General features: G+C 64.1%; 13 protein-coding genes. 7 read left to right on the forward strand and 6 right to left on the reverse strand.

All coding sequences use genetic code 11. From position 1 onward, the window contains the following. Window positions 1–29: 29 nt before the first annotated feature. From ilvC to ACSQ3O_RS15550, 3 genes are all read right to left on the reverse strand, one after another. Window positions 30–1046: a ketol-acid reductoisomerase gene (gene ilvC, locus ACSQ3O_RS15540; RefSeq protein WP_056638514.1), complete on the reverse strand. Its 1017-nt coding sequence runs from the start codon at window positions 1044–1046 to the stop codon at window positions 30–32. 62 nt (window positions 1047–1108) lie between these two features. Further along, entirely contained in the window at window positions 1109–1600 is a 492-nt protein-coding gene (gene ilvN, locus ACSQ3O_RS15545) for an acetolactate synthase small subunit (RefSeq protein WP_015013659.1), read from the reverse strand. Window positions 1601–1746: 146 nt separating this feature from the next. Beyond that, on the reverse strand, window positions 1747–3540 hold the full coding sequence (locus ACSQ3O_RS15550; RefSeq protein ID WP_137748094.1) for an acetolactate synthase 3 catalytic subunit: 1794 nt from the start codon (window positions 3538–3540) through the stop codon (window positions 1747–1749). Between the two features lie 292 nt (window positions 3541–3832). Here ACSQ3O_RS15550 and ACSQ3O_RS15555 point away from each other — a divergent pair, with 292 nt between their 5' ends. The 6 genes from ACSQ3O_RS15555 to ACSQ3O_RS15580 are packed head-to-tail and all read left to right on the forward strand — an operon-like array spanning window position 3833 to window position 7367. Further along, window positions 3833–4402 (forward strand): RNA polymerase sigma factor, encoded by a 570-nt coding sequence (locus ACSQ3O_RS15555; RefSeq protein ID WP_298457851.1) that lies wholly within the window; start codon window positions 3833–3835, stop codon window positions 4400–4402. Further along, window positions 4399–4854 carry a DUF3619 family protein gene (locus ACSQ3O_RS15560; RefSeq protein ID WP_436139544.1) on the forward strand — a complete coding sequence of 152 codons (456 nt, stop codon included), beginning with the start codon at window positions 4399–4401 and terminating at the stop codon, window positions 4852–4854. The genes ACSQ3O_RS15555 and ACSQ3O_RS15560 overlap by 4 nt, the downstream gene beginning before the upstream one ends. A gap of 20 nt (window positions 4855–4874) precedes the next feature. Further along, a complete protein-coding gene (locus ACSQ3O_RS15565) occupies window positions 4875–5777 on the forward strand; it encodes a DUF3106 domain-containing protein (RefSeq protein WP_436139545.1) in 903 nt (300 codons plus the stop codon). A 40-nt stretch (window positions 5778–5817) separates the two neighbouring features. Further along, entirely contained in the window at window positions 5818–6366 is a 549-nt protein-coding gene (locus ACSQ3O_RS15570) for an RDD family protein (RefSeq protein ID WP_137748098.1), read from the forward strand. 4 nt (window positions 6367–6370) lie between these two features. Beyond that, window positions 6371–6781 (forward strand): diacylglycerol kinase, encoded by a 411-nt coding sequence (locus ACSQ3O_RS15575; RefSeq protein ID WP_436139546.1) that lies wholly within the window; start codon window positions 6371–6373, stop codon window positions 6779–6781. Beyond that, on the forward strand, window positions 6774–7367 hold the full coding sequence (locus ACSQ3O_RS15580) for a TIGR00730 family Rossman fold protein (RefSeq protein WP_436139547.1): 594 nt from the start codon (window positions 6774–6776) through the stop codon (window positions 7365–7367). The genes ACSQ3O_RS15575 and ACSQ3O_RS15580 overlap by 8 nt, the downstream gene beginning before the upstream one ends. Window positions 7368–7496: 129 nt before the next feature. Here ACSQ3O_RS15580 and ACSQ3O_RS15585 read toward each other — a convergent pair whose 3' ends face one another. Then, window positions 7497–7835: a P-II family nitrogen regulator gene (locus ACSQ3O_RS15585; protein WP_007857855.1), complete on the reverse strand. Its 339-nt coding sequence runs from the start codon at window positions 7833–7835 to the stop codon at window positions 7497–7499. Between the two features lie 74 nt (window positions 7836–7909). Next, the gene (locus ACSQ3O_RS15590; protein WP_436139548.1) at window positions 7910–9568 is read right to left on the reverse strand and encodes an NAD+ synthase; all 1659 of its coding nucleotides are present in this window, start codon (window positions 9566–9568) and stop codon (window positions 7910–7912) included. A 41-nt stretch (window positions 9569–9609) separates the two neighbouring features. Between ACSQ3O_RS15590 and ACSQ3O_RS15595 the strand changes: the two genes are divergently transcribed. After that, a complete protein-coding gene (locus tag ACSQ3O_RS15595; RefSeq protein ID WP_436139549.1) occupies window positions 9610–11037 on the forward strand; it encodes a GNAT family N-acetyltransferase in 1428 nt (475 codons plus the stop codon). 67 nt (window positions 11038–11104) lie between these two features. Here ACSQ3O_RS15595 and ACSQ3O_RS15600 read toward each other — a convergent pair whose 3' ends face one another. Next, window positions 11105–12883 (reverse strand): methyl-accepting chemotaxis protein, encoded by a 1779-nt coding sequence (locus ACSQ3O_RS15600; RefSeq protein ID WP_298457874.1) that lies wholly within the window; start codon window positions 12881–12883, stop codon window positions 11105–11107. Window positions 12884–13046 lie beyond the last annotated feature (163 nt).

Here is a 13046-nt window from a genome sequence, read left to right on the forward strand (position 1 = left end):
TGGCCTTGGGGATGCTTCGCTCGGAAGTATCAGTTGCGGGTCTGGTCCACCAGCTTGTTCTTGGCGATCCAGGGCATCATGGCGCGCAGCTGGCTGCCCACCTTCTCGATGCTATGGTCGGCCGTGTTGCGGCGGCGGGCCGTCATCGATGGGTAGTTCAGGCGGCCTTCCTGGATGAACATCTTGGCGTAGTCACCGTTCTGGATGCGCTTCAGGGCGTTGCGCATGGCGGCGCGCGACTGCTCGTTGATCACCTCAGGGCCCGTCACGTACTCGCCGTACTCGGCGTTGTTCGAGATCGAGTAGTTCATGTTGGCAATGCCGCCTTCGTAGATCAGGTCCACGATGAGCTTGAGCTCGTGCAAGCACTCGAAATAAGCCATTTCAGGAGCGTAGCCAGCTTCGACCAGGGTTTCGTAACCCATCTTGATCAGCTCGACGGCACCGCCGCAAAGCACGGCTTGTTCGCCGAACAGGTCGGTCTCGGTTTCTTCCTTGAAGTTGGTCTCGATGATGCCAGCCTTGCCGCCGCCGTTGGCAGCCGCGTAGCTCAAGGCCAGGTCACGGGCCTTGCCGGACTTGTCCTGGTGCACAGCGACCAGGTGGGGCACGCCTCCGCCCTGGGTGTAGGTGTTGCGCACGGTGTGGCCTGGGGCCTTGGGGGCAACCATCCACACGTCCAGGTCAGCGCGGGGCACGACCTGGTTGTAGTGCACGTTGAAGCCGTGGGCAAAGGCCAGCGAAGCGCCTTGCTTGATGTTGGGTTCCACGTTGTTCTTGTACACCGCTGCGATGTCTTCATCAGGCAGCAGGATCATGACCACGTCGGCGGCCTTCACCGCATCGTTGACTTCCAGCACGTTCAGGCCGGCCTTGCCAACCTTGTCCCACGATGCACCGCCCTTGCGCAGGCCGACCACGACCTTCACGCCGCTGTCGTTCAGGTTTTGTGCGTGGGCATGGCCCTGCGAGCCGTAGCCGATGATGGCCACGGTCTTGCCCTTGATCAGGCTCAGGTCGGTGTCTTTGTCGTAGAAAACTTTCATGGGTCGCTCCGGTTGAAATGCGTTGTTGGGGGGTTGAAATAGGAAAAACGGGGTGAATTGTCTTACACGCGCAAAATGCGCTCGCCGCGGCCGATGCCGCTGGCACCCGTGCGCACGGTTTCCAGAATGGCCGTGCGGTCAATAGCTTGCAGGAACGCATCGTTCTTGGACTGGTCGCCCGTGAGCTCGATGGTGTAGCTCTTCTCGGTCACGTCGATGATGCGGCCACGGAAGATGTCGGCCATGCGCTTCATCTCCTCGCGCTCCTTGCCCACAGCGCGCACCTTCACCATCATGAGCTCGCGCTCGGTGTAGGCGCCTTCGGTAAGGTCCACCACTTTCACGACCTCGATGAGGCGGTTCAGGTGCTTGGTGATCTGTTCGATCACGTCGTCGGAGCCCGTGGTTTGGATGGTCATGCGCGACAGCGATGCATCCTCGGTGGGCGCCACGGTGAGCGATTCGATGTTGTAGCCACGGGCAGAGAACAGGCCCACGACACGGGAAAGAGCACCAGGCTCGTTTTCCAGCAAGACAGCAATGATGTGTTTCATGATGAAGAGATTCCTCTTTTCGCTGCCCTCCCCTGCGCACGGTAATGCGCAAGCTTGGCAGGCAATAGATTCGTCAAAAAGTGAAAGCTACCAAATTGATAGCTACCAGCGCTTGATAGACAGGCGCAGAAGGCCGATTTAGCTTGTCAAAGGTCTTCCGACCCCAGCAACATTTCGGTGATGCCCTTGCCGGCCTGCACCATCGGGAACACGTTCTCGGTGGGGTCGGTGCGGAAGTCCATGAACACCGTGCGGTCCTTGAGCTTGCGGGCCTCGCGCAGCGCGGGCTCCACATCCTGAGGACGCTCGATCAGCATGCCCACATGGCCATAGGCCTCGGCCAGCTTCACGAAGTTGGGCAAAGCGTCCATGTAGCTGTGGCTGTATCGGCCGGAGTACTCGATCTCCTGCCACTGGCGCACCATGCCCAGGTAGCGGTTGTTCAGCGAGCAGATCTTGATCGGCGTGTTGTACTGCAGACAGGTGGACAGTTCCTGGATATTCATCTGCACAGAGCCTTCGCCGGTGATGCAGAACACCTCGGACTGCGGCTTGGCCAGCTTGATGCCCATGGCGTAGGGGATGCCCACGCCCATGGTGCCCAAGCCACCGGAGTTGATCCAGCGGCGCGGCTCGTCAAAACGGTAGTACTGCGCGGCCCACATCTGGTGCTGGCCCACGTCGGACGTGATGTAGGTGTCAGCGTCCTTGGTCATGTTCCACAGCGTTTCGACCACGTACTGGGGCTTGATGACGTCGGGGCTGCCCATGCTGTACTTCAGGCACTCACGCTTGCGCCAGCCTTCGATGGTGTCCCACCAAGCGGCCAGAGCGCCCGAATCGGGCTTTGTGCTGCTCTCGCGGATCATGGAGATCAGCTCGGTGAGCACGTCCTTCACGTCGCCGACGATCGGGATGTCCACCTTCACGCGCTTGGAGATGCTCGACGGGTCGATATCGACGTGGATGATCTTGCGGTCGTTCTGTGCAAAGTGCTTGGGGTTGCCGATCACGCGGTCGTCAAACCGAGCGCCCACGGCCAGCAGCACGTCGCAGTTCTGCATCGCGTTGTTGGCTTCGATGGTGCCGTGCATGCCCAGCATGCCCAGGAACTTGCGGTCCGACGCGGGGTAGGCACCCAGGCCCATCAGCGTGTTGGTGACCGGATAGCCCAGCATGTCCACCAGCGTGCGCAGCTCGTTGGTAGCGTTGCCCAGCAATACGCCGCCACCGGTGTAGATATAGGGACGCTTGGCCGCCAGCAGCAACTGCAGTGCCTTGCGGATCTGGCCACCATGGCCCTTGCGCACCGGGTTGTACGAGCGCATTTCCACACTCGTGGGGTAGCCGGTGTAAGGCACTTTCTTGAAAGACACGTCCTTGGGCACATCCACCACCACGGGACCGGGGCGGCCGGTGCGGGCAATGTGGAAGGCCTTTTTCATCGTCGCGGCCAGATCACGCGGATCCTTGACGAGGAAGTTGTGCTTGACGATGGGGCGGGTGATACCGACCGTATCGCACTCCTGGAAGGCATCTAGCCCGATCGCAGGCGTAGGCACCTGGCCGGAAATGATCACCATCGGAATGCTGTCCATGTACGCCGTGGCAATGCCCGTCACCGCGTTGGTGAGGCCTGGGCCAGACGTGACAAGCGCAACACCCACTTCACCCGTGGCGCGTGCGTAGCCGTCGGCAGCGTGCACGGCGGCCTGTTCGTGACGCACCAGCACGTGTTGAATGGTGTCTTGCTTGTAGAGCGCGTCGTAGATGTAGAGAACGGCGCCACCAGGGTAGCCCCAAATGTACTGGACGTTCTCGGCCTGGAGCGACTTGATGAGGATCTCAGACCCCATGAGGTCTTGCGAGCCGGAAGCGTGGGATGTGTTGCCCTGCGTTGCAGCGGCTGCGGAGCTGAGCTCAGCCTTGGAGATTTCCATGATCGATGAACCTTTGTGAATTTCTCTGACGAAAAACCTTGGGTGCTCCTCGCACGCGCTCTTGTGAAGCCAGCTTGGAACTTGAGGCCAAGGACATGAGCGAGATGAGTGCCCGCCGGACCGTGACCCGTTTGCCTTTTGAATTGCAACGCTCATTATCGCACTGCAACACACTCGAAAGCCACCCCAGCCCAAAAAAACCCCTGCAGATGCGATAATCACAGGCTTTACGGTGCCAGACAGCCACAATTTGCGGCGTTTCCTGCACCCCCACCCCGGACCGCCCCGTCTCTTGGCCACCGAACAAGAACTCTCCGACTTCCTCAAAAGTGTAGAAAAGCGCGCCTTCAAGCGCTCGCTCTACCATGTTCGCAATGAGGAAGCGGCGCTGGACATCGTGCAGGACAGCATGCTCAAGCTGGCCGAGCACTACGGGGACAAGCCTGCGGCCGAGCTGCCCATGCTGTACCAGCGCATACTGTCTAACTGCACGCTGGACTGGTTTCGGCGCCAGAAGACACGCAATGCACTGTTTTCGAGCATGAGTGACTTCGAAGGGCCGGGCGAAGATGGCATGGATTTTGATTTGCTGGAAGCCTATTCCGGCCCAGATGACGGAGACAGGGCCGAAAGTGCTGAAGACCTCACCCGCAGGGCCCAGATATTTCATGGGATCGAAGCCGAAATCGCCGAATTGCCGCCACGTCAACGGGAAGCATTCCTCATGCGTTACTGGGAAGAAATGGATGTAGCAGAAACGGCAGCCGCCATGGGCTGCTCGGAGGGCAGTGTCAAAACACATTGCTTTCGCGCCATCCAAACCCTCAGCAAGGCACTGAAGGCCAAAGGAATCGAGCCATGAAAAACACCACACAGCAACCAACGACCTCCGCCGAAGCAGCCGCCGAGCGTTTTGCGCTGCGCGTGACGGCCCGCTTGTCCAGCGGCACGGCCGAATTGCCCTACGACATCACTGAGCGCTTGCGCGCCTCGCGCATGCAGGCTCTGGCCAAACGCAAGGTCACCGCCCCCGTCCGGCGCACGGCGCCAGCTGCGGTGGTGCTGGGTGCTGGCAACACAGCCACCCTGGGCCGTGGTGGCGAGGGCGGCGGATGGTGGAATGCCCTGGTGTCAGCAATTCCCCTGCTGGCTCTGGTGGTGGGCCTCGTGGTCATCAACACTGCCCAGGACGAGCGCAGCGCCAATGATGTGGCAGAGGTGGATGCCGCCCTGCTGACCGACGACCTGCCACCGGCAGCCTATGCCGATCCAGGCTTCGTACAATTCCTCAAGACCTCTGCGCAGTCCAACTGAACTGCCCAAACCCGGACTGCATGCCCCCACACCCCCCCGACGCTCCCACCCCTTTGCCAGCCTATGTGCTGGCCTTGGCGCTTCTGGGCGCGTTCGCAGCCGCAGGAGGCCAGGTGTGGATGCAGATGCGCATGGCCCCCGGCACTTTATTGCCTGCCGGCGCAGAAGCTGCCGTCGCCAGCCCCAACAACGCGCGCACGCCGGTAGCTTTTGGCACTGCGCTGCAGCCCCAGATCGAATCGGGCCCGGGCTGGGAAACCCTGAACACATCCCAGAAGCTGGCCCTGTATCCGCTGGCCGAGCGGTGGGCATTGATCAGTGAAGCACAAAAACGCCGGTGGCTGACCCTGGCGTCCAACTATTCCAGCCTGTCGGAAGAGGAGCAAAAAAAGTTCCACGACCGCATCACTGACTGGGCCAGCCTGAGTGCCCAGCAGCGCAACCAGGCGCGGCTCAACTACGCCGTCACCAACCGGCTGGCGCGGGATGACAAGCGCGCGCAGTGGGAGGCCTACCAGGCCCTGTCGGAGGAAGAGCGCAGTGCACTGGCCGCTCGGGCCGTTCCCAAACCCGCTGGCGCGGCCACGGCGCTACGCCCCGTGTCACCCAAGAAGCTGGCTCAGGTGCCTGCAGCCACCGAGGCCAACCCCAGCCGCCCGAATGCGCCCAAGATTCCGCCCGTCGCCGAACACACGCCCCGGGTGGCCGCCCCCGTGACGCCCATGCCCTCCCCGGCGGCGGCCCCGTCGCCATCGCCCGCCAGCGCTGCCTCCACCCCCACCGGGGTGGAAACCGCGCCCGTGGCCGTGCCGGTAGCGGTGCCCGCCGCGCTGCCCCCGCTGGGCACAGGCCCGGCCGAACCGCCAGCCACCGCCGCGCCCCAACCTGTCACCCCCGACACCTCAGGCCTGTATCCTCAGTAGGTTTGCAACCTGCCCGGCCCCGACGGGCCTGACACCTGGAATGTCCGCATCGCCCTCCCCCCACTCTTCGCAGGCTGACGCCCGCACCACCCCTGCCCCCCTGGCCGAAGCCCCGGCACCCAACCTGTGGCGGCGCATGGCCTGCTGGCTCTATGAGGGCATGCTGATGTTCGGCGTGGTGTTCATCGCGGGCTACCTGTTTGGCACGCTCAGCCAGACCCGCAATGCCATGGACAACCGCCATGCGCTGCAGGCATTCCTGTTTGTAGTTTTTGGCATCTACTTCACCTGGTTCTGGGCCAAGGGCCAGACCCTGGCCCAGAAGACCTGGCACATCCGCGTGGTGGGCCAGGACGGCCAGCCCATCACCCAGCCGCGCGCGCTACTACGCTATGTGCTGAGCTGGCTATGGTTCCTGCCTCCCCTGGCCGCCTACATGTTCGGCGTGCCCGCACTGGAAGTGCTGGTGCTGCTGGGCGGCTGGGTCGCCATCTGGGCCATCCTGAGCCGCTTTCACCCCACACGGCAGTTCTGGCACGACGCCCTGGCAGGCACCCGGCTGGTGCACTACGAACTCCCCAAAAAATAAGCCCATGTCTGCACCCCCCTCCCCCTCGTCAGCCCCTGCCAACCCCCAAAAAGCCCGCACAGGCCTGAACCGCATCTGGCACGCCGCAGGCTATTCCATCGAAGGCCTGCGGGCGGGCTGGAACGAAAAAGCCTTCCGCCAGGAAGCCATCGCCGCCATGGTGCTGCTGCCGCTGTCGCTCTGGCTGGGGCGCAGCTGGGTCGAAGTGGCGCTGCTCGCCGGCTCGGTCGTGATCGTGATGATTGTGGAGCTGCTCAACACGGGCATCGAGACCGCCATCGACCGCATCGGCCCCGAATGGCATGACCTGTCCAAGCGCGCCAAGGACATGGGCAGCGCGGCCGTGCTGCTGGCGCTGCTGCTGTGCATAGGCATCTGGGCCGCGGCTGTTTTTCAGAGGTTTTTCCATGGCTGAGCCCGCTTTTTCCGTCTGTGTGTACTGCGGCTCGCGCCCCGGCGAGAACCCCGCCTTTGCCGAAGCCGCAACGGCCGTGGGCACCTGGATCGGCCGCCATGGTGGCCAGCTCGTCTATGGCGGGGGCCGCAGCGGGCTCATGGGCACCGTGGCCGAGGCCACGCGCCAGGCCGGTGGCCGTGTGGTGGGCGTGATCCCCCAGGCCCTGGTGGACAAGGAACTGGCCAACCGCCTGTGCGACGAGCTGCACATCGTGCAGACCATGCACGAGCGCAAGGCCATGATGGCCGAGCGCAGCGATGCGTTCATCGCCCTGCCCGGCGGCATCGGCACCTTCGAGGAACTGTTCGAGGTCTGGACCTGGCGCCAGCTGGGCTACCACGACAAGCCCCTGGGCCTGCTCAATGTGGCGGGCTACTACGACGGACTGATGGGCTTCCTGAACCACTGCGTGGCCAGCGGCTTCATGGGCGAATGGCAGATGGGCCTGCTGCACGCCTCTGCCGACGCCGAGGGCCTGCTGCGCACCCTGGTGCAGTCGGCAGGACCCGACCACGCCCCTGTACCACTGCGTGACGTGATCTGACACTGCAGGCAAGGCGGTCACCCATCAAAAAAGAAAAGGGCGGATGAGGAATCCGCCCTTTTTGCATTCTCGATGGCTTGTGGCCCTGGCCCCTTCAGGCCAGACCCAGCACCCGCCATTCTCGGTCCCTCAGACCGCTGCGTCGTCCAAGTCTCCGGTGCGGATACGCACCACGCGCTCCACGGCGGTCACAAAAATCTTGCCGTCACCGATCTTGCCGGTGCGCGCCACGTTCACGATGGCGTCCACGCAGCGGTCCACATCCTCGGTCTTCACCACGACCTCGACCTTCACCTTGGGCAGGAAGTCCACCACGTACTCGGCGCCCCGATACAGCTCGGTGTGGCCCTTCTGGCGGCCAAAACCCTTCACCTCGGTCACGGTGAGGCCGGTCACGCCGCACTCGGCCAGGGCTTCGCGGACTTCTTCGAGCTTGAAGGGCTTGATGACGGCGGTGATCATTTTCATGGCGGGTCTCCTGAAGGATGTGAAAGATAGAAAAATGCAGGCGGCGCGACGGCGGAACGGTCAGAAAACCGCCGTCAGGCGCGGAATTTATTGGTGATAGGGTAACGCCAGTCCTTGCCGAAGCTGCGGCGTGTCACTCTAATCCCTACGGGCGCCTGGCGGCGCTTGTACTCATTGAGCTTGATGAGCCGCGTAACCCGCTCCACATCGGCGCGCGCAAAGCCGCTGGCGATGATGGATTCGATGGGCTCGTCGTTCTCCATGTAGCGCGCCACGATGGCGTCGAGCACTTCATACGGCGGCAGGCTGTCCTGGTCCTTCTGGTCCGGCCGCAGTTCGGCGCTGGGCGGGCGGGTGATGATGCGCTCGGGAATCGGGTTGGCGCCCGTGCCGTACGGGTCGTTCGCGTTGCGCCAGCGCGCCAGGTCGAACACCCGCGTCTTGGCCACGTCCTTGATCACCGCAAAGCCACCCGCCATGTCGCCGTACAGGGTGCAGTAACCCGTGGACATCTCGCTCTTGTTGCCCGTGGTGAGCACGATGGCGCCGAACTTGTTGGACAAGGCCATGAGCAGCGTGCCGCGGATGCGCGCCTGCAGGTTCTCTTCGGTCGTGTCCTCGGGCAGGCCCGCGAAGTCGCCGGCCAGCGCGGCCTTGAAGGCCTCGAACTGCGGCTTGATGGAAATCTCGTCGTAACGCACGCCCAGGCGCTCGGCCATGTCGCGCGCATCGATCCAGCTGATGTCGGCCGTGTAGGGCGACGGCATCATCACCGTGCGCACCTTGTCGGCGCCCAGCGCATCGACCGCGACGGCCAACACCAGGGCCGAGTCGATGCCGCCGGACAGGCCCAGCAACGCGCCGGGGAAGCCGTTTTTGTCCACATAGTCGCGCACGCCCAGCACCAGTGCGTCCCACAGATCCGCCTCCAGGCTTTTCTCGGGGGCAATGTCCGCTTCAATTTTGATAGCTGCTTGCGCTTGATGGACGCGCGCGAACACCAGTTTTTCTTCAAAACCTGGCGCCCGCCCGGCCACCGATCCATCGGCGTTCAACGCGAACGAGCGGCCCTCGAACACCACCTCGTCCTGCCCGCCCACCAGATGGGCATAGACCAGCGGCAGGCAGGTCTCGGCCACACGCTCGCGCATGGTGGCCTCGCGCTCGGCGCTTTTGCCCAGATGGAAAGGCGATGCGTTGATGACCGCCAGCAGCTGCGCGCCCGCCGCTGCCGTGCTGCGCGCGGGTTCGGCAAACCATGCGTCTTCGCAGACCAGCACGCCCACGCGCACGCCCTCCACCTCGAAAACACAGGGTTCTGCACCCGCCACGAAATAGCGGCGCTCGTCGAACACCTGGTAATTGGGCAGCTCGCGCTTGGCGTAAGTCTGTTCGATGCGGCCGTCACGCAGCACGCTGGCCGCGTTGTGGCATGCGCTGAAGGCCGGGGCATCGGGCGTCAGGGCCTGCGGGTGGCCCAGCACGATGGCCAGGCCCTTCAACCCTGCGGTCTCGCGGGCCACGGTTTTCACGGCATCATCACAGGCCGCGATGAAGGCGGGGCGCAGGAACAGGTCTTCGGCCGCATAGCCGCAGATCGCCAGCTCGGGCGTGAGCAACAGCCGCGCGCCCTGGGCATAGGCTTCGCGCGCAGCGGCAATGATCTTCTGCGCATTCCCGGGCATGTCGCCCACGACAAAGTTGAGCTGCGCAGTGCAAATGGAGAGCGTCATGGAACTGGAGTCGGCCGTTTTGGCCGGGTTGGATACCGCCCATGCAGCCCCGGGCTGCGGTGGGCAGCGCGGGGGAGCGCATGGCTGAGGAAGCTGCCATTATCGCCCGCGTCCTCGCGTCCCCGCTGGAGGTGGACGCTGCGACCTGGAACGCCCTGCTCGCGCAGCAAAGCCACCCCACGCCCTTCCTGCGGCACGAGTACCTGGCCGCCCTGCACGAAAGCGGCAGCGCCACGCCCCGCACCGGCTGGACGCCGCGCTTCATGACCCTGTGGGAGGGCGACACCCTGGTGGCCGCCTGCCCGCTGTACCTCAAGAACCACTCGTACGGCGAGTACGTCTTTGACTGGGCCTGGGCCAGCGCCTATGAGCAGCACGGCGTGCCCTACTACCCCAAGGCCGTGGTGGCCGTGCCCTTCACGCCCGTGCCCGGCACAAGGCTGCTAGCGCGCGACGAGGCCATGCGGGCGCTGCTGGTGCAGGCCGTGTGCCAGTGGTGCGAGCAAGAGGGGGTGTCGTCCGTGCATGTGCTGTTTGCGAGCGGTGACGATGTGCAGACCAGCGCCGAGCGGGGCCTGATGCTGCGGCACACCGTGCAGTTCCACTGGAAGAATGTGGCCCCCACGCTCGGCACTGGCGTGTCCTCGCTGCCCCAGGCTGGGGAAGGGCCCCCGGCTTCGCCGGGCCGTGGGGCGCTCGCCGCCTTGGGGCGGCCCGGCGGCGGTGAAAGCGTGACCCCCACGCTCGGCACTGGCGTGTCCTCGCTGCCCCCCGAGGGGGCGCTCGCCGCCTTGGGGCGGCCCGGCGGCGGCTCGAACCAGTTCACCGATTTCGACCACTTCCTCGCCAGCCTCTCCCAGGACAAGCGCAAGAAGATCCGCCAGGAGCGCCGCCGCGTGGCGGAGGCCGGGGTCCGCTTCCGCTGGTCGCGGGGGGCCGAGATCAGCGCAGCCGACTGGGATTTTTTCTACCGCTGCTACGAGCGCACCTACCTCGAACACGGCAACCCGCCCTACCTCACGCGCGACTTTTTTGCCCGCATGGCGGCCCACATGCCCGAGGCCTGGCTCCTGTTCGTGGCAGAGCGTGATGGGCGCCCCATTGCTACCAGTTTGATAGCTATCGGGGCAATACCATCAGGCGGTAGCGGCCAAAAAGACTCTAACCTGGTGGCCTATGGCCGCTACTGGGGCGCATTGGAGCGGGTGGATTGCCTGCACTTCGAGGCCTGCTACTACCAGCCGCTGCAGTGGTGCATCGCCCACGGCGTGCAGCGCTTTGAAGGTGGAGCCCAGGGTGAACACAAGATGGCCCGCGCGCTGCTGCCCGTGCAGGCCACCAGCGCGCACTGGCTGGCCCACCCGGCCTTTGCCGAGGCCGTGGAGCGTTTTCTGGAGCGCGAGGGCGCGGGGGTCGAAGGCTATCTGCAGGAGCTGCAGGCACGCAGCCCGTTCAAGACGATGGCCTGAGAAGATGTGAACACAACCTTCGCTGACGCCCCCGGCGGGCAACCAGCGCCATCGCCCACCGGGCGCCTCAGAAGCTTTCCCAATCGGTGTCGTTGCCTTCGGCCTGACGGGGTGCTCGGGCAGTGGCAGGCGCAGCCAGGGGTTTGCTGGCTGGTGAAGCCTTGGGCAGCGCAGCACGGGGCTTGGCCAGTGGTACCCGATGGGCAGAGGCCGTGGACGCAACGGCCCTGCCGTTGTTGGCGCCCGACGCCGCAGCCCCAGGGGCCCCCAGGGGCGCGGGGGCTGCTTTCACCGCCATGGCCTGACCCGCCGACAGCTTGAAAAATGCCACCGTGCTCACCAGGTCCTGCGCCTGGTTGTTGAGGCTGCTGGCAGCTGCTGCCATTTCCTCGACCAGGGCGGCGTTCTGCTGGGTGACCTGGTCCATTTGTGTCACAGCTTCGCCCACCTGGGCCACGCCCTGGCTCTGTTCGGAGCTGGCGGCGCTGATCTCGCCCATCAGGTCCGTGACCCGCTTGATCGCACCGACCACCTCGGTCATCGTCGCACCCGCCTGATCGACCAGCGTGGTGCCTGCGGTCACGCGTTCCACACTGTCATTGATCAAGGTCTTGATCTGCTTGGCCGCGTCGGCCGAGCGGCCTGCCAGGCTGCGCACCTCGGACGCCACCACCGCAAAGCCCCGGCCTTGCTCGCCCGCGCGTGCCGCTTCCACGGCCGCGTTGAGCGCGAGGATGTTGGTCTGGAAGGCAATGCCATCGATCACACCGATGATGTCGGCGATCTTGCTGCTGCTGTCGTGGATACCCTTCATGGTGCCCACCACCTGGCTCACCACCTCGCCGCCATGCACAGCCACCGACGACGCACTCTGCGCAAGCTGGTTGGCCTGACGGGCGTTGTCGGCGTTCTGTCGCACGGTCGAGTTGAGCTGCTCCATGGATGCAGCCGTCTCCTGCAAGGCACTGGCCTGCTGTTCGGTGCGCGCACTCAGGTCGTTGTTGCCCTGGGCGATCTCGGACGACGCTGTGGCCACGTTCTCGGAGCCCGAGCGCACGTGCCCCACGATGCGCGACAGGTTCTGCTGCATTTCGTCCAGCGAACGCAGCAGCTGGGCCATCTCATTGCGGCCATGGCCCACATCGGAAATCTGAACCGACAAGTTGCCGTGGCTGATTTCATCGGCCGCGCGCACAGCCTGCTGAACCGGCCCCACGATGGAACGCGTGGTCCACAGCGCAAACAATGCGCCCAGCACCACCGACACTACCGCGCCCAGCGCCAGCACCCACTGGCTGGTCCCGGCGTCCTGGATGATGCTGTCTTCAAACTGATCGAGTTGCTTGTGCGTGTTGTCTGCCACATCGGCCAGTGACTGCAGGTAGGCGGTGGCCAGGGGCTTGAGGTCGCTGTCCACCGACGCAAATACATCCTCGCCCGCCTTCTTGCGGTCCAGCAGCTTGGCACGCGCATCCACATAGGCCTTGCGGGTGACTGCCACGCGCTCCATCAACGACTTTTCGACGGGGTCATCCACCAGCGCCTCCAGCTTTTTTTGCGCCTCGCTGGCGCGCTGCGACGTGGCCGCCATGTCGGCCGTCAGCGACTGGATATAGCCCGCGTCCGTGGCCTTGAGCGATGCCGACGCCCGCACCCAATTCAGGTCAATGGCCGCCTTCCATTCCTGCGCCAGGGCGTTGCGCTCCATCTCCACCGTGGCAATGCGACTGCTGGCCTCTTTGAGCACCGCCAGTCGCCAGACGCCGGTGGCGGCAATGGCCGCAGTGATCAACAGGATGAGGCCAAAGGCCAGACTGAGGCGTGCTCCGATTTTGAGGTTGTTCATGGACTCTTTCGTGGTTTTATAAATTTTTGCCATCCGTTGACCGCCGTTGTCTCGCTGGGCATGGATTTCCGTGCACTGCCGAATACCGCTGCCAGGCCTGGAATTTCGAAAATTTTATCACAATTTTGATAAATATGATTTTATCATTTCATCCAAAAGGATG

The sequence above is a fragment of the Acidovorax sp. LjRoot74 genome (assembly GCF_964254355.1).
GTDB lineage: Bacteria > Pseudomonadota > Gammaproteobacteria > Burkholderiales > Burkholderiaceae_C > Acidovorax.